Below are 21,386 nucleotides of genomic sequence, written 5' to 3'. Positions count from 1 at the left end.
TTTCGATGATCGGGGATATTTTATGCCGTTTTCCACCTGCTGTGCATCAAAAAACCACATTAATCTATTACATAGTATATCATATTATCGGCAAAATATCAGCGACATTCAAGGCGAAGGCGATGCGCTTTTTGCCGTCGCAGGAAATACTGCTCCTGGATATAGAAAGCTGGACTCCATCGAATAGGACGTAGTTTCCTATGAAAAAAAGCGCCTCCAGACTCTCATCCAAAGGCACTTTTTCTTCCGGTCTTCTCGATCGCCGCAGAATGAGGGGGCATTCTGCGGATTATTTAGTTGTATGTAAGTTGTATGATACAGGCTTGACTGTGGTTTTCTTTTCCCTGCGAGCAAAATGAACCAGCAGTCCGCCCATAATCAGCAAGCATCCGAGCAGTTTGGAACTTGTCATCTGCTCATGGAGAACCAACGCGCCCAGAATGGAGGCACTCATCGGGTTGATTGCACACATCATGCCTGCCACCTCTGCGGTTGTCCCGCGCTGGGCAACCGGCTGGAGTGTGAATCCAAAACAGCTTCCTACGACTGCCAGCGTTCCGATCATTGCCCATTCTGCGCCGGTCTGTGGAAGTCTCGTCTGCTCTGTGAGAAGCGACGCCAGAAGCGTCCACACTCCCATCGTCCCTACCTGGACGATTCCAAGTAAAAGCGGATCATATTTCTTTGAAAAATATCCTGTTGTGATAATTGCAGCTGCATAAAACAGCGCTGCCATCAGAAGATACAGGCTGCCCGGACGAAGCAGACCGCCGCTCTTTCCAAGTGTCAGGAAGCCGATTCCTGTCAATGCCAGTACTACGCTGATAATCGTCCGTTTCTCCGGGAATTTTCGGAGCAGGATGCCCTCTAAAATCGGTACAAACGCAACCGCCGAGTTTTCAATAAAAGAGGTCGTCGCCGTATCCGTTTTCCGAAGCCCGAACATCTCCATCGTCATAACCAGCGTAAAAATACTTCCCATAATCGCTCCGCCGACAAATGTATTCCGGTCGATAGTCCGCAGCTTCTTGTGGAACAAGATGACTAAAATACTGACCGCCAGCAGAAACCGGACTGCCAATAAGTTAAATGGCTGCAATGAATTCATCGCCATTTTGGAAAATATATACGAAGTACTTCTGGCGATAATAACCGCCGCAAGCAGCTGTTCGCTCTGTTTCCGGGTCATGTATGTTCCTCCTCTTACGCTCATAGACCTGCATCACGCTCATAGACCTGCATTTCCTGCAAATGCAGTACCTTTTCTTGATACACGCATTATAAAGCACATTTATATTTGTGTACAGCGCACATTTTTCATTCTATCTTTGCATATTAGTCAAAGACATTTTATACTCTATTTATATGATGATACCAAGGTCAAAAGATCAGAAGTTCGACGCAAGCTTGCTTGCAGGAGAATTTTTGACCTTTTGACCTCAACCTATTTCATAGAACTAACATAAACAAACTAAAACCGTCTGATTTAAAAATGACATAAATGGCACAAACGACATAATCCAAACACATTTTTCACATGGACGAAACGGAGCAAACAAAATCATTCCTATCATTTTCGCCAGGCGATCTTTCATAGAATCATCCCACTTAACAGGAGGTACCCACATGGACACTGACAAATATAAAGCCCTGCTTTCCGCCATCGAAACCGGCAGCCTGAGTGCAGCGGCTGCCGAACTGGATTACACGCCATCCGGCATCAGCCGGGCGGTTGCCTCGCTGGAGGAATCGCTTGGTTTTTCGCTTCTGGTGCGAAAAAAAAGCGGCGTCCTTCCTACGGAAGAATGCCAGCTTCTGCTGCCTTTATTCCGGAATCTGATTCACACCCAGGAACAGATTGACCAGACTGCAGCGCGTATCTGCGGTCTGGAAACAGGTTCTGTGACGATTGGAACCGCTTACAGCCCATATTATCCGGTTCTCTCCCGCCGCATCATGGAGTTCCAGGCGCTCCATCCCGACATTTCCGTCCGCCTGATCGAGGGAACCAGCTCCCATCTGTGCAGCCTGCTTCAGGAACAGGCGCTTAATTTCTGTATCATCAGCCGCCGCGATGGGATCGATACCTTCATTCCACTCTGTGAGGACACAATCTGCATCTGGGTTCCGCAGTCACACCCGGCGGTTGAGATGGGCATTTATCCGCTTCAGGATCTTGCCAATGAAAATTATATTTCCATTCACCCCAACATGGAAACAGATAATTCCCGGCTTCTGGCGAAGCACCACATCACGCCCCATATCTGCGCCTCGACTTCCGATGTCCCGGCTGCATGGACGATGGTCGCCGCAGGAATGGGCGTTACCCTGATCAACCGCATTTTATCCCGACAATGGGATGGACCGGTTGTGACACTGCCGCTCGACGCTTCCCCGTCCTTTGAGATCGGCATCGCCGCCCCCGTACGGGAAATGCAGTCGCCTGCGGCAGCAGAACTGATGAAATTTATGCAGAAGGAGCTGATTCATGCCTTCGAGTAATCTATACGAACATCTGCTTTTTATACATTATTCGTCCTTCTTCACCTGCCGTAGCACCTCCTCCGGCACCGAATCCAGCAGATAATTTTTATGTCCGCTATGCGGTCGGTTGGTATGCTCACGTGTCTGATTCTTCACACGATCTACCTCTTCCTCAAAATCCCGCGCCGAATACAGCCCGCAGCCCTGCCCACGGATGATGATCTGTTCCAGACGGTCGGAGGTCGCTACCATCACCGTATATTTCCGCCCATTTTCATGGGCAAATTTCTCGATGTACTGGTCAGCTGTCTCCGCCTCTTTCGTAAAGACTACATGAATGTTGTGGTAATCCGTCACCTCCGTCCGGTGTCCCTGCACTCGGTAAGCATCGAACACCGCTATCACCTCGATACCGCGGCTTCCCTGATAATCGCATAGAATATCCAGCAGCTTACCACGGGCGCTGTCAATGTTGATCTTTGCCAGCTCATTTAACTCGTCCCAAGAGAAAATAATGTTGTAGCCATCTACCAGCAGATATTCCCGAACCGCTGATGCCATTTTTCCTTTGGAGCTGCCAGTTCTGCTGCCCTGTCTGTCACTTTCCGGCGCTTTCCCTGCATGCTCAAATCCCCCTGCATTTCCAGCCACGGATCCTCCTGATTTTCTCACATTTCCAAATGTCGAAACTCCAGCTGTCCCGGCTTTCGAATCGCTCTTCTGTCTCACCGCTTCCTGTCTCCGCGCCGTTTCTCCATACACACCCGCGCCGTACTGCTGCACTGGTCGTTTACTGGTTCCGCCCCAGCGGCGTTTTCCGCCGTCTTCCTTTTTATTGGCATGATAGGTGCGCGCCAGAATCGCATCGACCTCATCCGTTCCAATCCACATCTCCTCGACAGAACCTCCGCCCTGTCCGTCAGAGGAACGTGCACCTGCTTCAATCGCCTCCATCCGCCGCTTTCCATTGGACGCACCCAGGCAGCTTTCCAGATGCATGTAATCTTTGACCTCGTCCCAGTTGACAACAAATCCGGCTCCGTGTGCACAGAAAACAGATCCGCTCGGGTTTGCCAGATCCGCATCCGGATCATACCCGGCTGCCGCAATGATTTCTTCTTCATTGTGGCACGGTCCGTAGCCATCGAGCGTGCAGATCATCTGTCCCAATCCGCCCGTGTACGCCGTCACCTCCGTCTGATATCCATCGAGTGCCGATACCGGGGCACGTCCGGTTAATATTGCCTGCCCGTCCTCCAGCGCCGGTCCCTCAAAGACGGCAAACCGCCGCTCCAGATCGGTCATTGCACGTCCCACCATCTTGTCCGGTATCGTCAGGTGAAAGGCATAAAATGGTTCCAACAGCACCGAATGCGCCTGCATCAGTCCCTGACGGACCGCCCGGTACACGGACTGTCGGAAATCGCCGCCTTCTGTATGTTTCACATGGGCGCGTCCCGATTTCAGCGTAATTTTCATATCCGTGATCGGCGCCCCAATCAGAACACCCCGGTGTACCTTTTCTTCCAGATGCGTCAGCACCAGCCGCTGCCAGTTTTTACTTAAAATATCTTCACTGCAATCGGTATCAAACACCAGCCCGCTGCCCGGTTCTCCCGGCTCCAGAAGCAGATGTACCTCCGCATAATGGCGGAGCGGCTCAAAATGCCCGACACCCTCGACCGTATCGGTGATCGTTTCTTTATATACAATGCTGCGCCCGCCAAACCGGACATTTACCCCAAAACGCTCTGCAATCAGGCTTTTCAGAATCTCCATCTGGATCTCGCCCATGATCTGGGCGTGAATCTCTTTCTTTTCTTCCTCCCAGACAATATGAAGCTCCGGCTCTTCTTCCTCTAATTGAAGCAGTTTCGGCAGCATCGCCGCCGCATCCACATTCTCCGGAAGCTCGACGCGATACGTCAAAACCGGCTCCAGCACCGGTTCCGCGCCCATTTCACAGACTCCAAGCCCCTCGCCCGGTTTCGTGTGCAAAAGTCCCGTCGCCGCACAGATCATGCCCGCCGGTGCCTCGCTCACCGCCTCATACTTATCGCCTGAATACAGGCGGAGCTGATTTACCTTTTCCTCGCCGATCCGGTCTTTGACATGCAGCACGCCGCCCGTGATCCTCATATAAGTCAGGCGTTCGCCCTGGCTGTCGCGCACAATTTTAAATATTTTCGCCCCAAATTCGTCTGGATATGCCGGTTCCAGCGTATACTCTTCCAGACCGCGCATAAATTCTTCCACACCCGTATTTTTGAGCGCCGAACCGAAATAGCACGGAAACAGATCCCGGCTGGCAATCCGGCTGCGGATCGCATCTTTAGACACCTGTCCCGTCTCCAGAAATTCCTCCAATTCCGCTTCGCCGCTGACTGCTGCCTCTTCATAGAAACTTTCCGTCCCGTCCGCTCCAAAATCAACGAAATTTCCGCCCAGCGACTCTTTTAGGTCACGCAGGATCTCCTGTTCCCGTCCCGGCGCCAGATCCATTTTATTGATAAAAAGGAACGCCGGAATCTGGTAGCGCGCCAGCAGCCGCCACAGCGTCCTTGTATGTCCCTGCACGCCGTCTGAACCGCCGATAACCAGCACCGCATAGTCCAGCACCTGAAGCACCCGCTCCATTTCCGCTGAAAAATCCACATGTCCCGGCGTGTCCAAGAGCGTCACATCCATATCATCCCATGCAAGCCGCGCCTGCTTGGAAAAAATCGTGATTCCGCGCTTTTTCTCCAATTCATATGTGTCCAGGAACGCATCGCCCTTGTCCACCCGCCCCAGATGGCGGATCATACCGCCCGCATAGAGCATCGCCTCTGATAATGTTGTCTTCCCCGCATCTACGTGCGCCAGGATTCCCACCGCCAGTCTCTTCATGTATGTTACCCTCATTTCCGTTCTATATGAAAAAGAATGTGCCTTGGCACATTCTCGCGCCGAGCGCGGTCGCTTGCGACATGTTTCTGCTTCGCGCGAGTGCGCATCCTCGCGAAGCGTTTTTTGTTTCATAGGACGCAATTTCCTATGAAATAAAAATCACTCTACCCGTTATGATACCATGTATGTCACAGATTGTAAAATACCGCGTGCTGACCAGCCCGCTTCTATATCACAAAAAAAGTGCCTCTATTTTACTTTTTTTCGTGATTTTTCGGATTGCCAATTTTATGTATTTCTTATAAAATCTACTCTCAGAGTTTTATAATCGTTTTTTAGAAAGGATGTTTTTTCCATGAGCCGCTCTTCGCAACGCTCTACCATAAAAGATATGACAAACGGAAGCCCGGCAAAGCTGATTCTGGGCTTTGCGGTTCCGATGCTGATGGGACTTCTGTTCCAGCAGTTTTACAGCATGGTCGATACGATCATTGTTGGAAAATTTCTCGGTGTCGATGCACTGGCTTCGGTCGGTTCCACCTCCGCCATCAACTTTATGATTAACGGTTTCGTCATCGGCGTCTGCACCGGGTTTTCCATTCCGGTTGCACAGCGGTTCGGCGCACAGGATTACAAGGACATGCGCCGTTTCGTCGCCAATGCCGGATGGGTCGCCTCCTGTTTTGCCGTGATCATGACCGTGATCGTCTGCCTGATGACACGCCAGATTCTCGTCTGGATGCAGACGCCGGACAATATCATCGACGGCGCGTACAGCTACATTTTCTTCGTATTTGCAGGCATCCCGGCGACCTACCTGTACAATACGCTGGCAGGCATTATCCGCGCGCTCGGCGACTCCAAAACGCCGGTCTATTTCCTGATTTTATCCAGTCTTTTAAACATTGCGCTGGATCTGCTTTTCATCGTACAGATCGGAACCGGCACCGCCGGAGCTGCCTATGCAACCGTTATTTCTCAGGCGGTATCCGGTATTCTCTGCCTGATCTATATGAAGAAAAAATTTGAAATTCTGCATATGCACCGGGAGGAGGCGCGCATCAGCGGCAGACATATTTACGTTCTCTGCAAAATGGGTGTGCCGATGGGACTCCAGTATTCGATTACCGCGATCGGCTCGGTTGTCATCCAGACTGCCATCAACTCCTTAGGTTCCATCGCGGTTGCCTCCGTCACCGCAGGTCAGAAGATCGGCATGTTCTTCTGCTGCCCGTTTGACGCGCTGGGCGGCACGATGGCAACCTACGCTGGACAGAACGCCGGTGCCGGAAAAGTAGACCGCATCCGCCAGGGCGTCCGGTCCGCGACTCTCATCGGCGGCGTCTACTCCATTGCGGCGTGCATCGTGCTGACCGTGTTTGGCGGCGTGATTCCGCTTCTCTTCGTCGATGCCTCGGAAACAGTCGTGATCCATCAGGCGCACCAGTTTCTGACCTTCAACTCCCTGTTCTACATACCTCTGACAATCGTCAATGTATGGCGTTTCACGATTCAGGGAATGGGCTACAGCCTGCTCGCCATCCTGGCGGGTGTCTGCGAAATGATCGCCCGCGCCATGGTCGGCTTCCTGCTGGTGCCGATCTTTGGCTACATCATCATCTGTTTTGCCTCGCCGCTTGCATGGCTGCTCGCCGATGCATTTCTGATTCCGGCATTCTTCTATTGCCAGAAACATTTGCTGTCTGAGAAAGCACGGATGGACTAAAACAAAATAAATAATCCAACTCAAAAAAACTCCTCAGAAAGCTTTCATTTTGACCACTTTCTGAGGAAATTTTTGATTGCAGATTCTTATTTTGGGCTTTCGCCAATTTGATTTTCAAAGATTTTTATTGTTCCGTCTATCCTTACACAAGCACAGTTCTATGCAAATGATTTCATTTTTGTACAGACAGAGTTCACGCATTTTCACTTTTCTCCGGCTCATTCTCACTCCACTTATCCTGCATTTCTATCTCTTCTATTTGCCTCTTCTCATCCCGCACGTCCCTATAAAATGCCGCAAATGCCGCCTCCTCATATGGGCGCAGAAACAGATAGCCGATATTGAGCGGTCTCATCAGCACTGCCAGAAACAGCACTGCCAGAAACAGCACGGTCACACCACTGAGCCTTCCCTGTGTATACAAAAGAACCGCTGGTATTATATATTGAATGCTGCAGATCAGCCGCCAGCCGATAAAGCTAAAGGTCAGGCAGAATAAATTCCATTTTTTCCCATCCATCAGGCGGCGCGACTCGGTGATCGCCTCGTTAGCGGAATATTCTGGATGTTCCATCAGCACATATGGTGTCATCGCATAGCTGTACGTCTTTATGAAACCCGGAACGAAAAACAGGCAGGTCCAGCAATATATATAAAAGCCGCGCACAAATACCATCGCCACGCCATCTGTGATCCGCGAAAACTGGGAAAATAAATCAGAAAAGGACGCTTCTTTTTTCTCTGCCAGATTCAGATGGAAACGGGCGTATCCCATCTGCCCCGCACCTCCAATAATAACCACCATCAAGCCCCAGATAAGCAAAAGCACCCAGGGCAGAAGCATGCTGCGCATCGGAAATACCTGCGTCAGCACATTCTTCACTTCCGGTCGTGCCTGTATCACTTTTTGCAGCTCTGATATTCCATTTGGCGCCGTATCGGCAATCTCCGCACCGATCAGGGACGCTACTAATCCCGTTCCCATCGCAAGTTTCCAGTTTCCGCGCAGTGTCTCACGCGCCATTTGCCTAAATTCAGATGCACTTCTCATGCTTTCTCCCCCTTTCTTTCTGAAATCATTGTATCATTTTTCCATTTTGACCGTCAATATATCACTTCAAACCGTAAATAATTTGTAATAAGGTCGTAATGATTCTACTGTCGTCAAAGGAAAATTCAGAATGCCGGAATCACTCTCCCAGCATTCTGGGAGCTGATTGAGCTGGCGATCCGCTGGTACTTCTCATCTTCCAAATCTGCCCTGCTTCCTACAATCTTCAACTAAAATTTTTAGCCTGCATCACAGACAGGTTGTTTTCATTTTTCCCTACTTCATATACCCGCGCAGCTTCACATATTCCTTGATCAGCTCCGCCGTCTCGTCCAGTCCGAGGCGGGTCGTATTGATCGGAAGATCGTAGTTCTTCATGTTTTTCCAGTCATTTCCGGTAAAATATTTATAATAATTCTTCCGCTCATTCTCAATCTTCCGGATGCGCTTCTTCGCTCTTTCTTCACTGATGCAGTCTACTTCCATAACGCGCTGCACGCGGCGCACACGGTCGGCATAGACAAAGATGCGGATCAGATTTTCGATCTCCTCGTCCTGATCCAGCACATAGCCAGCCGCACGGCCTACAAATACGCACGGTTCCTGTTCTGCCAGCTCCCGCATCACCATCGCCTGGAATTTAAACAGGTTATCCGGCGATGTCACATCGCCTTTCAGGGACGGCTTTCCGAACACATCTGCCTTCTTCGCGCCAGTCAGACGGTGAAGCAGGTTGTTTCCCGCTTTCTCATCCGCTAAACGGAAAAATTCCTCTCCGACCGCACTCTTCTCCGACGCCATCTTTAAGATCTCATCGTCGTAGAAATGAAGCCCCAGTTCTTCCGCCAGCTTGCGTCCTACGATACGTCCGCCGCTTCCGTACTCTCTCTCGATTGTGATAATCAGATTTTTATTTCCCATAAAATCCACCGCCTTTCTATGTCCCAGTTTTATCTGCAAAACAGCCTGTCTTTTGTCTATGCAAATCTCCATGCCGTTTTCTTATTTGCATCTCTTTCTGCACATCACTTTTTGACACATCTTTCATTCCGTCCGGAATTTTTCTTTAGATGCGATCGCTCACACAGATCGCGCCGTGCGGACGGATACTCATGCGATATACATTTCCCTTACCGGTCGCATTTTCAATGTATTCTGTATACTCGTCCACCAGATCATTCGGAATCATCGCCATGATGACACCGGCAAATCCGCCGCCATGAACCCGGCACGCGCCGCGTCCTTTTTTCGCAATAAACAGCTCTGTCAGCGCCAGCGCAATGCTGATGCCCTGCTCCTGCACGTTGGCAGTCGTGTATACATTCTGAAGCCATTTCCAGGAAGAATTGCCCGAAGCAGTGATTCCCTCCAAAAAGGCTGCAAAATCATTTTCGAGGAGCGCCTTTACTTCCTGCTCTACTCTCTTATTTTCCTCAAAGAAATGGAATGCACGCATCACAGAGCGATCACCCGCAAATGCACGGACTTCCGGCAGATTTTCGATCACCTCTTCCTCGGAAATCTCCGCGCATACCTCTTTGCCAAAATACTGCGCTACTTTCTTCATCTCGTTCGGAACAGAAGAATAATCCGCACTCAGATCCGCGTGACCTTTTCCCGTATTTACAATCATCAGGCTGTGATCCTGTGCACCAAAATCAAAATCAATCTTCTCCACAACCGGCGCTTCCGGGTTTTTGAAATCGATCGTAATCAGACCGCCGACCGCGCACGCCATCTGGTCGAGCAGTCCGGACGCCTTGTTCCAGAACTTGTTTTCTGCATATTTTCCGATGTGCGCGTAGGTGACAACGTCCATCTTGCCCTCATTGAACATCGTATTTAACATAGAGCAGATCAGCATCTCATAGGAAGCCGAAGAGCTGACGCCCGCCGCGCTGATAACATTGCTGGTAATGTATGCGTCAAATCCGCCGACCTTGTATCCTCTCTCCTCAAAACCCTTTAAAATGCCCTTTGTCAGGTCGATGGTGCCGCTCATACCCGCGCTCGGTTTCAGGTCACTTAAATGGATGCTGAAATTTTGATGAAATGTCTCACTTAAAATGCGGATCGTGTCGGTTCCGTTCGGTGCCGCCGCTCCGACGCAGTCCAGGTTGATGCTGCCCGCCAGCACCTTGCCATGATTGTGATCGGTGTGGTTGCCGCTGATCTCCGTCCGTCCCGGGGAAGTAAACAGCTTGATATCGCGTTCCCCATATGTTTTTTCAAAGTGCTCTGCCACATAGCGGTAACGCGCCCGGTTCTCCTCCGCTTTCTCCGCCCCGTATAATTCTGCCATCAGCACTTTCGTTTTCTCAGATTCCAGCTGTTTCAGTGTTTCTTTGACTGACATATTCCTTCTCCTTTTCCCCAAATTGTTTGTTACTGTTCACGCATACGTGCCCAGTAACGGAATTTGCCGTGGCTTCGCATTTTAATACGGCAAATTCCTGCTGCCACCACGTTTTCTTACAGCACTTTCGGTTCCAAAAGTGCCTACCCGTGAACAATTGTTTCCTTTATATGATTATGATTTCAGATATTTTGATTTCATCTGACTTCTTGTATGTATTATATCATTTTCCTCAAAATGCCTCAATACGATATTCTTTCGTGTGTTTACAAAATGCTGTGGTTCTGGTAAGCTTTCATTTATATAGTAAAACACAGGAGTCCGTATGAAGCAAACTACTCAAACATACCTATCATTACCCGAAACATTCCATCCTGCATCCACCGCCTCCGGCAAACACCCGGATTCCTCCATGCCCCGCTGCTACTCCGACGGTCGTCCCTACTATTCGTTAAATGCATGGCTGAAAGACCAGTTCGGGCAGAAAATCTATAAGCTGGCGCTCGACGGCGGCATGACCTGTCCAAACCGGGACGGCACGCTGGGAACGGGCGGCTGTATTTTCTGCAGCCACGGCGGTTCTGGCGATTTTGCAGAGCCGGCTCACACCTCCGTGACCGAACAGATCGAAGCGGCAAAGACGCGTGTCGCAAATAAAATAAAGGGTGGAAAATATGTCGCATATTTCCAGTCCTACACAAATACCTATGCGCCTGTCTCCTATCTGGAGCCGCTTTTTTCCGAAGCAATCGCCCACCCGGATGTGGCTGCTCTGTCCATCGGAACCCGCCCGGACTGCCTGCCGCCGGATGTCATGGAGCTTCTCGCCCGCTTAAACCGTCGAAAACCGGTCTGGGTGGAACTGGGACTTCAGACCATCCATGAGGAAAGTGCCGCGCGCATCCAGCGCGGTTATTCCCTCCCGGTCTTTGAAAATGCCGTCCGTGAACTGAAAGCCGCCGGTCTGACCGTCATCGTCCATGTCATTCTGGGGCTGCCTGATGAAACGAAAGCCCAGATGCTCGATACCGTCCGCTATCTGGCCGATTTCCAGCCCGCCATCGACGGCATCAAACTTCAGCTTCTCCACATTTTACGCGGCACGAAGCTGGCAGAGCTCTACGAACAGGCACCTTTTCCGATCTTTTCAATGGACGAATACATTGAGCTGCTGATCGAATGTATCCGCCTGCTGCCGCCCGATATGGTCATCCACCGGATCAGCGGCGATGGACCGAAAAAATTGCTGGTCGCACCGGAATGGAGTGGAAATAAGCGGGCGTTTTTGAATACGTTTTCCAAGGCACTGAGGGAAAGCGGGTGTTTTCAGGGGCAGGATTTCACGAATTGATTTTACTGCACCTGCACCTTTCCATTCTCATCAATCTGCACGCCGTCCGAAAGCCCCTGTATCTTCTGGTAAAACGCCTCTTTCTTCCCCACGTCCAGCTCTCTCGTATATCCGGCGGATGAAGTTGCAGGCACAATCGAAAGCGCCGTCTCTCCCTGTGCATCTACCGACGCCTGCACCAGCATTGTCTCCGGAATCGAGCTTCCGAACACAAAATTTCCAAGACTGTACAGAATCCATTTTCCATGATACAGCTCAATCCCCTGCAGCACATGTGGATGGCTGCCAACCACCAGATCAGCGCCCGCGTCGATGTATTGATGTCCCATCTCCCGCTGGTACGCCTCTGGCTGCGTGTTCCGCTCGATACCCCAGTGGACATAGACAACCAGATAATCACACTCTTTCTTTACCTTCTGGATCTCCTGCACGACCGAAGCCGTGTCATACGCCGAAAACATGCCCGGATGCGACGATCCTGCCGCCCATCCGCCCGTCGGAAAGACGCGCGACGCGCCCAGAAAACCAATCTTTTTTCCATTTTTCTCAATGATCTGCGGCTGTTTCGCCTCTTCCAGATTTTTTCCCGCCCCAACATGCAAAATCCCGGCACTGTCCAGCGTATCGCACGTGTCCAGCAGTGCGTCCGTGCCGTAATCTAGCGCATGGTTGTTCGCCACCGTCACGATGTCTGGTCCGATCTCCTGTAAAATAGACACGCGGGACGGCGATACCCGGAACGTAAACTGTTTATCCGCCGCCTGTGTTCCCCGGTCGCTGAACGGAAATTCCAGGTTTGCCATAAAAATATCAGACTCTGCGATCGTCTCCCGCAAGCTCTCCCCGAGGACTCCACCGATACCTCCCACACGGTCGTAGGCATTTAAAACATGGTTGGAAAAATAGATATCTCCGGCAAACAGAAGCGAACACTCATTTGAATCATTTTCTCCCGGTTCTGCCTCAAGTTTGCCAGATTCGTCCTGCCCCTGCATTTCCACCCCCAGTTCCGCGCCATCTACCTGTTCTGACTCCATCTGCCCGTCTATATCTGTTTCCGGATCAAGCGTTTCTTCCGATACCGTTTTGTCTTTTGGCTCCAATGAGATTGTCTCTTTCCATATGGAACCTCCCGCCTGGCATCCGCCAAGCAAAAGCGTCATTCCTGCCAAAATTGTCAAATTTCCAATTCTGGATAAAAGAAATGCCGTCCGGTATCTGAACGGCATTTTCGTGCATTTACTAAAAAATGTATGCTTCATTTTTCCTCAATCAATCGCAGCTGTCCGGCGTTTTCCACCTTTCCAGCTGTCATCACCCACTCTTTCTCCCTACAGTGTCATAATGATTCCGCCGTCGCCCGCATATACGGTTGCAACGCCAGCCGTATTCGTGATCACTACCTCACGGAAGTTTGCCCGTTTACACATGATCTCTTTCACGTGCTCAGCACGTTCCGGGTTATTACAGTGTGCGATCACCAGACGTTTGCTTGTGGTATCGCCGCCCTCTTTGCACGCAATCTCCGCCATCCGGTCGAGCGCCCGGGTCATGCCGCGCGCCTGATCAAGCTTGATGATCGTACCGCTGTCCGCGCCCATAACCGGCTTGATATTCAGCGCCGACGCGATAAAAGCCGTCAAACCGGTCAGACGGCCATTTTTCTTTAAGAAATCAAGTGTCTCAATGACGAAATACGTGTTCATCGAATCCCGATATGCCTCCGTCTGCCTGCAGATCTCCTCAAACGGAAGACCTTTCTCGCACAGATCCCGGATGAACAGCGCAATATTTAACTCGCCCGCCGACGCCGACAGGGAATCAATGACTGCAATCTTCTTCCCGTCCGTTCCGTTCTCTTCCTCATAAAGGCGTTTTGCCAAAGCCGCCGAGTTGTAGCAGCCGCTCAGATGGTTCGAAAGCGTTACCACGAAAATATATTCTGCCTCGCCCTCAAATGCTTCCTTGAAGCTCTCCGGCGATGGACACGCCGTCTTCGGGCACTCGGAACTTGCCTTTACCTTTGCCAGAAACTCCTTCTGGTTAAATGTCTCATCATCCGTTACCTTGTAATCCCCTATCTGCAGGGTCAGCGGAATCATCTGAAAATGCGGATCCAATTTCAGTTCCTCCGTCAAATCCATGCAGCTGTCACCAATAATTTTATATAACATAACGTCCTCCCGTTACGCAATTTACATCACGTAGTATTCATTACTATTTATTATAGTAATCACACAGTAGGAAGTCAAGCAGAATCCCGTGAAATACACGACAAACACATGAACAGCGTTACCGTGGCTTCGCATTTAAATACAACTAATTCCTGCTGCCACCACGTTATCTTACGGCACTTTCACTTCCAAAAGTGCCTGCTTGTGAACAGCAACTGACCACCACATCATCTCAACAAGAAAAACGCCATCGTAATCAAACTTACCAGAATAAATGCCACTGTCCCGAGATTCCCATACATTGCCCCACATATATTGCGGAATTTCACACCCTCTGGGAGTGCCCCATCGAACAGCCGGATTTTCCGGAAATTGAAAATCAGCAGAACAAACGCCCCGATGATCGTGCAGCCCATAAACCCGGTCATCAGAAACGTGATAAACAGCGGCAGCAGCGTATCCTGTGTTCCAAGCATCGCTATCACTAACGACCAGCTGTTGATCAAAATATGTAGCAGACAGTTATAACGCATCCGTCCCGTCTTCACCGCCACATATCCCAGAACCACGCCAATCACCGCCGCATAGAGAAACTGCGTCACATTTCCGTGCATCAGACCAAACATCAGCGCCGTGTAGGTGATCGCCGCCTTATCGCCAAAACGGCGCAATCGGTTTAAGAGTTTCCATCGAAAGATATATTCCTCAATAATGGGTCCTAAAAACCCTACATATAAAATCATTACCGGCGAGAGCGAATCCAGCATCTCGTTGACCGGGTTCATCGCGGATGCATCGCCGCCGCTACTTGCCGCCACCGCATCATTGATTGCATTTCCCAGCAGGTTAAAGATAGTTCCAAATCCCTGTGCCAAAATAAAAAACATACAGAACTGCAGGAAACTAATCTTCATTTTCTCTGCCCGTTCTTCCGGGACAAGGCGCAGAATTAAAAATACGAATGGAAGAACCAGCGCATAGATGACCAGCGTGCTTCCGCCGTCCTCATACCACGCTGCATTTACCATCCGGTTCAAAAACGTACTGATCACGCCTCCGTCCGCCCATACGTTGCCAGCCACTTCCAGAAGTATGCTGACAAGTACCGTCATCACACTGAAAAATGCCAGCGCCCAGCCGAGGACATTGCAGACACGGCGCACCTCGCGGCGGCAGGTTTTTCGGATTTGTTTCGGACTCTGAACCGCATTCTGCAGCTCAGGTTCCGTTTGCAGACCATTTTCTTCTGCCTCCCGCTGCCAAAGATCCGATTCGTTCCATTTTCCCTCTCCCATTTTCTCTCCTTCGTCATTCAGGTCTTTCATTCCCAGAAAATACCTGTTTTATCTTCCGGCGCTTTCTATCACACGGCGCGCCTTTTCCTCCTCTGCTTTCTGCACATAAAACAGATATTCCCGTTCCGATGCCGCATTTTCTCCCGCACTTCCCAGCCTCGCCCGCTGATTGCCGGAAAGCACGCCCGCTTTCAGACGGTTCTGCACCTTGACCTGATACTCAATTCCCGCCTGTTCCAGCTGCTCCCGGATCGCCGCCTGCCGTTTCATATCAAACGTCGCGCCAACCTGTTTCCATCCTCCGATTCCAAACATACACGCACCTCCCCGTCAAATCTGAAAAAAACTTGCTAAGTGCTCCTATTCTATCATAAATACTAAATTCGTGAAATAGTGAATCCCATTTGCTCTCTTACGACAGGTAATAAAAGAGCTGCCACATTTACGTGCAGCAGCTCCGTTATTATATTATATATGATATTTTAACATATTTTCCTATATAAAACAGTCCTAAACCAGACGCCCTTAGTTCAGCATCATACCCATAATCTCATTCGACCGTGCGATAAACTTCGTCATGCGCTCCGGTGTCAGGGAACCGTGGCTGAGCTGTGCCAGGTCGTAGAGCTGTTCGCAGATCTTCGGCGTATTCTCGCTATCCGTGTGCTCTAAGACGTACTGAACGAGCTTGTTGTTCGCGTTGAGTACCAGCACCTGACCGCTGCCGCCGAACATCGACGCGTCCATGCCCATGTTGTACATCTTCATCATATCCTGCATACGGCGTGTTTCCTCCGACAGGGTGATCATCGAAGAAATCTCAGCATCCTTCAGCTTCTCAACCTTTACCTGCAGCTTATCATCGCCCAGTGCTTTCTTGAAGGTTTCTGTCAGCGTCTCTTCCTGTTTCTTGAGCGCTTCCTTGTCCTCTTCCTTCACTTCCTCGCGCAGCGTGCCATTGACATCGGCATCAATACGCAGGAATTTCAGGTTCTCATGCTTCTGTTCTTCCTGGCTGATGAATGGATTATCAATGCTGTGAGACATGATGATCGCATCCTGTCCGTTTGCCTTGAACATGTTGATGTACTGGCTCTGCTCTTTCTCATTTGTTACATAGTAGATCTGGTTCTCATGACCTTCCTCTTTCGCCTTATCCATGCAGTCTTTCAGCGTCAGATATTTTCCGTCCAGATTCTTGTAGATGATGTAATCATCCATCTTCTCAGCAAATTTCTGATCCTTTAAGCAGCCAAATTTGATAAATGGAGCGATATCGTCCCAATATTTCTCATAGGTCTCACGGTCTGTCTTGCACATACCGGTCAGCTTGTCCGCTACCTTCTTGGTGATGTAATCGGAAATCTTCTTTACAAATCCATCATTCTGCAGCGCACTTCTCGATACATTCAACGGCAGATCCGGGCAGTCGATCACGCCCTTTAAGAGCATCAGGAACTCCGGAATAACTTCCTTGATATTATCCGCGATAAATACCTGGTTGTTGTACAGCTTGATGGTGCCCTCAATGCTCTCGTACTCCATGTTGATCTTCGGGAAGTACAGAATACCTTTCAGGTTGAACGGATAATCCATGTTCAAATGAATCCAGAACAGCGGTTCCTTGTAATCCATAAATACCTTGCGGTAAAATTCTTTGTATTCTTCCTCGGTACACTCGTTCGGATGCTTGTTCCACAGTGGGTGAATGTCATTCAGTGCCACCGGACGTTTCAGGATCTTATATTTCTCGGTTCTCGGAGATACCTCCACGGTCTCTTTCGTGCCGTCCTCTTTCTCCTTTTCCTCGGTCTTTGCTTCCTCGACCACCGTCTCAACGATGGTGTCCTTGTCGGTCAGCTGATCCTTCTCGATCGTCTCATACTCCGGCTCTGCCGTTGCATTTTTCAGGTAAATCTCAACCGGCATGAAAGAGCAGTACTTCTGGATGACTTCACGTGCGCGATACTCATTGCAAAACTCAGTGCTGTCTTCATTTAAATAAAGGACAATCTTGGTACCATTGCCTTCCTTATCGCCCTTATCCATCGCAAACTCAGTGCCGCCCTCAGACTCCCAGTGAACCGGCTCTGCGTCTTTCTTATAAGAAAGAGTATCGATCGTAACCTTGTCCGCTACCATGAATGCAGAATAGAAACCCAAACCGAAATGACCGATGATCTGGTCTTCGTTTGCTTTGTCCTTATATTTTGCCAGGAAATCCTGTGCACCGGAAAATGCGATCTGGTTAATGTACTCTTCCACTTCCTCGGCAGTCATACCGATACCATTATCCTCGACGGTGATCGTCTTGTCCTCGGAATTAACGGTAACCTGAATCTTATACTCCGTCTCCCCCGGCTCCTCATACTCGCCCATCAGCGCCAGCTTTTTCAGCTTCGTGATCGCGTCGCATCCGTTGGAAATCAGCTCACGATAGAAAATATCATGATCGGAATAAAGCCATTTCTTAATAATCGGGAAAATATTCTCGCTGTTGATTGATAAACTTCCTGTTTTTGCTGCCATATCTATACACTCCTTTTGATTGCAAAATACAGTGGATATCCGCTCCCGGAAATGGAGTCTGACAGTTTCACTCTGCCGCCTCCAATCCTGCTATCCAGCTACATAAATATGCGCTTATAAAATTCTTTTTTTGTGATTTTCCATCACCGTGACTCTTATTTTAATACCAGCGTTCCAAGATGTCAATAGAAAATTAGCACTCATTTTTATTGAGTGCTAATAAAATTTTAAAATTCTCCGTCTTGCCAATAAGAAGTCACTTGCGTCCCCCTCCCGCCTGCGATAAAATAGAATCTACGTTATTGTTTCTACATTACACAGAAAATAACGAATTTACCATCTCAGCGAGGACACATATGATTGCCTGCAATATCTGTGATATAAAATTATTTACCAAGAAACTGTTCATCGGAGAGACATTTGACCGCTTTCTGCTCAAGGAAGCGGAGATCGTGACGTTCAACACCTTCTCCATCGACGGACGCGTCCATAAAAGCTTTTATTCCGAAGAAGAGCGTGCCGAGGGGCAGATTGAAGAATATTCAACCTGGAAAACTCTGCGCCCGTTCTGTTTTTCCCTCATAAAAGGAAAAAAGCTTCCGGAGCGCTTCTCCATCATTTTGAAGCTTCCGAAAGCTGCCACCGAACAGTTTCTGACCGCCCGCAAAAGCCAATGGCTCCCGGAGCAGGTCGGCGGACTGTTCTTAAATATTCATTATGAAAACCAGCATTTAAGCTGTGTCACCGGGCTGTCGCTCAACCAATTTACGTTAGACAAGACGCTGGAACGCGAGTGGGACGAGTCGATCCGGACATTTTTGCGAAAAGAAGAGCTGCCGTTTGAGGAATAACGGCAGCCCTGTTTTATCGGGTTTTCAGTTGCACATCTCTAATTAATGTCCCTTTTGTGATTTTATATAAAAAATCGTATTTCAGAATTTGCAAACCATATTTTTATAAAAAGAATATATTTTCCATTTTGTATAATTTTAGTTTCCTGTTTTTGTCGATTTGTTCCAAAGTCAAGAGCGAAATGCTCAAAAAAAGAACATGTCATTGTCAGTCTCTACTTTCAATCGCACGTTCTTTCCCAGTATGTCACTTTTTTATGTAACGCTTCAATTCATCATAAAAATTTTCTCTTGTTCCAGCCATAACAACGATTATCATTTCTCCATCTACCCATTCAACGGTATATGCAAGTTCATAATTCGTTTTATTATAATAGATATCATAACCATAAAACCCGGCTAAATCTCCAGTTTTTAGTTCCCCAACTGTATAATCTTCACAAATCTTATCAACTGCCTCCTGATAAAGTCTTTTTAACTTCTTGTCCTTCAGCTTCTTAATGTACTTTGCAGCAGGAGGATTAAATCGAACTGGCAGCATAAACTAATCCTCCATTCCAAAAATATCCTCATAAGTTGTATAATCTGCTTTTCCCTCTGCAATCTCTTCTGCTTTCGTAAGCATCGCCTCCGCTGCCGGTCTCATTTGCGCCTGACGCTTTTTAAATTCTGTCAGAAGTTCTTCTCCAGATAAACCTTCCCTGATCAGCTCTGCTAAAATCTGTTCTGCAAATTCACCGCCTGACGATACCTTAATAGGACGAATAATCAGCTCTCCATCACGCATCACACATTCTGCCTCATCCCCAAAACCGAGTAACTGATAAAACTTCTGCGGAATCGTCACCTGCCTTTTGGACGAAATACTGAGAATTTTCCGATTCATCTTTGTATTGCCTCTTTCTATTACCGATGTTGACATGCTGCACTCCCCCTTTTTTATTATATGTCTATTTTTTCTTTGTATTCTCGTTTTCTTGGTTTCTTTGTTCTTGGTTTTATTATAAGGATTTTATTCGTCAAAGTCAATCATGCAAAATTTTTCATTTCAAGTCGAACGTCCGTGAGACTTGGCGCGTGATTCCGGTCAGCGAAGCTAACATATTCCTATCAGAATCACTGCGCATCCTCGCGGAGCATTTTTTGTTTCATAGGAAGAACTTATAACCCAAATAGTGAACCAACTCACAAACACTAACTCTTTATTCTTACACAACAAAAAAGGATGTACGACCACTTCCAACTCCAGTCGCACATCCTTTTTCTATCTAATTTTCATTTTATTCCATCATCAATGCGTCGCCACATAATATCCCAGCGTTGCCGGGACTGCCTTATTCTGGTTCCAGATCGCCGGATATTCCGAGAAAGATACCGGGCAGGTGGAACGTCCTACCTCGATCGTGATACTAGGGATGCCTGCTGCCTGCTGCAGCCAGTCCTTCAAGCCGCCGACGCCCTTGCTTCCAAGAACGGAATAACCATTCAAGGCATGAACAGCGTTTGCCAGCGCCTTGGACTCTGCCGCTTTCTGGTTGTTCTGCGTATCCCAGTAAATCACATTTCCCATCGCATGATAGTTGATAACCGCATTGAATCCCGTTCCCTGAATCAAGTTCGCGATTGCCTGGCTCTCCGGCTCTGACAGTGGGTTGGTTCCCTTATAACCATTTGCAGACGGATGGGTTAAAGACACATTGATTCCCTCCCAGTTTGCTGCAAAGTTATAGTTCAGATCGACACCGCGTGCATTCGCCTTCCAGCGTCTCATATACTCTTCATAGCTGACCGTTGTCCGGCTGGATGCCTTGTCCGCCGCGTACGCCGCCTGCATCGTCTGGCGCAGTTCCTCCGACTGGATACCATTCTCGCCCATCTGGCTGATCGTGACTCCATCCGGATTCAGCATCGGCACAAAATGAAATGCCACCTGTCCCAATATATTAGAAAGCGGCTGCGTCATATAGGTACCATTATTCGTAAATCCAGCTGCCAGATACTCGAGCTGCTGCATCATCAGCGGTACAACGATATACTCTCTGGCATGAATCGCCCCCTGGAACAAAATCTTCTTGGATGCGTTCGGATTGCCGACAATCACATCGTAGATATCACGTCCGTCCGCCGATTTTCCAATCGATTTCACGGTCACTGTTCCCGGATAACGGCTTGCCAGCGCCGAAATATCGTTTACCATCTGGCTATAGGAATACTTGTCCACCGGATTGACAACCGGATTAGATAACGTCTGATTATAATAGGAATTATCCGCCTGCTGTCCCGCATTCGCGTTCGTGGTTCCCGGACCGCCCGGTCCGATCACTGGTGCTGCCGCTGCCGGATCATCCGCCGGTCCTGCATACGCTGTAACTGCCGATAAGCTGCTGCACACAACTGACAGGGATAAACAAGTTGCCAAAGCGCCTTTTCGCAGCAGGCGCTGAATTTTATTTCGTTGACTCATTCTCATGTCTCCTTCTGGCCCTTTCAAACTCTTACAAACAATGTTTCTATTATAGATTTACCTCTGTCGAATGTCAACGAACTGCATAAAACTGAAAGAAAAAAGAAAGATACTTTTTCCAATTTATATTTTACTTTAACTTACCTAAAATCAGCACCACTGCCGTAATAATCAGGACAACGACGAAAATTCCCGCCATTCCTTTTCCCATAATTG

18 protein-coding genes are annotated in these 21,386 nt (G+C 48.9%); 5 read left to right on the top strand and 13 right to left on the bottom strand.

Features of this window, described 5'->3' with window-relative positions:
- The coding region (locus DWV73_RS12890; protein WP_207661084.1) for a hypothetical protein at nt 1-187 on the top strand (187 nt) is incomplete at its 5' end.
- A gap of 102 nt (nt 188-289) precedes the next feature.
- Here DWV73_RS12890 and DWV73_RS12580 read toward each other — a convergent pair.
- The gene (locus DWV73_RS12580; protein WP_181986268.1) at nt 290-1,189 is read right to left on the bottom strand and encodes a DMT family transporter; all 900 of its coding nucleotides are present in this window, start codon (nt 1,187-1,189) and stop codon (nt 290-292) included.
- A gap of 437 nt (nt 1,190-1,626) precedes the next feature.
- On the opposite strand from DWV73_RS12580, the gene DWV73_RS12575 reads away from it, so the two are divergent.
- Nucleotides 1,627-2,502, top strand: a complete 876-nt coding sequence (locus DWV73_RS12575) for a LysR family transcriptional regulator (protein ID WP_117796888.1) — start codon at nt 1,627-1,629, stop codon at nt 2,500-2,502.
- A 27-nt stretch (nt 2,503-2,529) separates the two neighbouring features.
- Here DWV73_RS12575 and DWV73_RS12570 read toward each other — a convergent pair whose 3' ends face one another.
- Complete coding sequence (locus tag DWV73_RS12570; RefSeq protein WP_117796887.1) at nt 2,530-5,373, bottom strand: TetM/TetW/TetO/TetS family tetracycline resistance ribosomal protection protein; 2,844 nt, start codon at nt 5,371-5,373, stop codon at nt 2,530-2,532.
- A gap of 391 nt (nt 5,374-5,764) precedes the next feature.
- On the opposite strand from DWV73_RS12570, the gene DWV73_RS12565 reads away from it, so the two are divergent.
- Complete coding sequence (locus DWV73_RS12565; protein ID WP_242995824.1) at nt 5,765-7,099, top strand: MATE family efflux transporter; 1,335 nt, start codon at nt 5,765-5,767, stop codon at nt 7,097-7,099.
- Between the two features lie 193 nt (nt 7,100-7,292).
- On the opposite strand, the gene DWV73_RS12560 is transcribed toward DWV73_RS12565, so the two are convergent.
- The 3 genes from DWV73_RS12560 to DWV73_RS12550 form a co-directional block, all read right to left on the bottom strand.
- Complete coding sequence (locus DWV73_RS12560; protein WP_117796885.1) at nt 7,293-8,150, bottom strand: DUF975 family protein; 858 nt, start codon at nt 8,148-8,150, stop codon at nt 7,293-7,295.
- Nucleotides 8,151-8,426: 276 nt separating this feature from the next.
- On the bottom strand, nt 8,427-9,071 hold the full coding sequence (locus DWV73_RS12555) for a cytidylate kinase-like family protein (protein ID WP_107001503.1): 645 nt from the start codon (nt 9,069-9,071) through the stop codon (nt 8,427-8,429).
- Between the two features lie 145 nt (nt 9,072-9,216).
- Nucleotides 9,217-10,506: a galactokinase family protein gene (locus tag DWV73_RS12550; protein ID WP_117796884.1), complete on the bottom strand. Its 1,290-nt coding sequence runs from the start codon at nt 10,504-10,506 to the stop codon at nt 9,217-9,219.
- Nucleotides 10,507-10,918: 412 nt separating this feature from the next.
- Between DWV73_RS12550 and DWV73_RS12545 the strand changes: the two genes are divergently transcribed.
- The gene (locus tag DWV73_RS12545; RefSeq protein ID WP_117796883.1) at nt 10,919-11,857 is read left to right on the top strand and encodes a TIGR01212 family radical SAM protein; all 939 of its coding nucleotides are present in this window, start codon (nt 10,919-10,921) and stop codon (nt 11,855-11,857) included.
- 2 nt (nt 11,858-11,859) lie between these two features.
- Here DWV73_RS12545 and DWV73_RS12540 read toward each other — a convergent pair whose 3' ends face one another.
- The 5 genes from DWV73_RS12540 to htpG all read right to left on the bottom strand — a co-directional run bounded on the left by DWV73_RS12540 (nt 11,860) and on the right by htpG (nt 17,855).
- Nucleotides 11,860-13,086: a CapA family protein gene (locus DWV73_RS12540; protein WP_117796882.1), complete on the bottom strand. Its 1,227-nt coding sequence runs from the start codon at nt 13,084-13,086 to the stop codon at nt 11,860-11,862.
- A 102-nt stretch (nt 13,087-13,188) separates the two neighbouring features.
- On the bottom strand, nt 13,189-14,031 hold the full coding sequence (locus tag DWV73_RS12535; protein WP_117796881.1) for a DegV family protein: 843 nt from the start codon (nt 14,029-14,031) through the stop codon (nt 13,189-13,191).
- Between the two features lie 227 nt (nt 14,032-14,258).
- The gene (locus DWV73_RS12530; protein WP_117796880.1) at nt 14,259-15,356 is read right to left on the bottom strand and encodes a type II CAAX endopeptidase family protein; all 1,098 of its coding nucleotides are present in this window, start codon (nt 15,354-15,356) and stop codon (nt 14,259-14,261) included.
- 18 nt (nt 15,357-15,374) lie between these two features.
- The gene (locus tag DWV73_RS12525) at nt 15,375-15,641 is read right to left on the bottom strand and encodes a hypothetical protein (RefSeq protein WP_117796879.1); all 267 of its coding nucleotides are present in this window, start codon (nt 15,639-15,641) and stop codon (nt 15,375-15,377) included.
- A 210-nt stretch (nt 15,642-15,851) separates the two neighbouring features.
- Nucleotides 15,852-17,855: a molecular chaperone HtpG gene (gene htpG, locus DWV73_RS12520; protein WP_117796878.1), complete on the bottom strand. Its 2,004-nt coding sequence runs from the start codon at nt 17,853-17,855 to the stop codon at nt 15,852-15,854.
- A gap of 356 nt (nt 17,856-18,211) precedes the next feature.
- Between htpG and DWV73_RS12515 the strand changes: the two genes are divergently transcribed.
- A complete protein-coding gene (locus DWV73_RS12515) occupies nt 18,212-18,706 on the top strand; it encodes a DUF5721 family protein (protein WP_107001332.1) in 495 nt (164 codons plus the stop codon).
- A gap of 247 nt (nt 18,707-18,953) precedes the next feature.
- Here the strand turns inward: DWV73_RS12515 and DWV73_RS12510 are convergent, their stop codons facing one another.
- From DWV73_RS12510 to DWV73_RS12500, 3 genes are all read right to left on the bottom strand, one after another.
- Nucleotides 18,954-19,247: a type II toxin-antitoxin system RelE/ParE family toxin gene (locus DWV73_RS12510; RefSeq protein WP_117796877.1), complete on the bottom strand. Its 294-nt coding sequence runs from the start codon at nt 19,245-19,247 to the stop codon at nt 18,954-18,956.
- Between the two features lie 3 nt (nt 19,248-19,250).
- The gene (locus DWV73_RS12505) at nt 19,251-19,592 is read right to left on the bottom strand and encodes an AbrB/MazE/SpoVT family DNA-binding domain-containing protein (protein WP_242995823.1); all 342 of its coding nucleotides are present in this window, start codon (nt 19,590-19,592) and stop codon (nt 19,251-19,253) included.
- A gap of 405 nt (nt 19,593-19,997) precedes the next feature.
- Nucleotides 19,998-21,170, bottom strand: a complete 1,173-nt coding sequence (locus tag DWV73_RS12500) for a M14 family zinc carboxypeptidase (RefSeq protein WP_117796875.1) — start codon at nt 21,168-21,170, stop codon at nt 19,998-20,000.
- Between the last annotated feature and the right edge of the window lie 216 nt (nt 21,171-21,386).

This window comes from Clostridium sp. AF12-41 (assembly GCF_003461685.1).
GTDB lineage: Bacteria > Bacillota > Clostridia > Lachnospirales > Lachnospiraceae > Otoolea > Otoolea fessa.
This window is presented reverse-complemented; position numbering and strand designations above follow the sequence as displayed.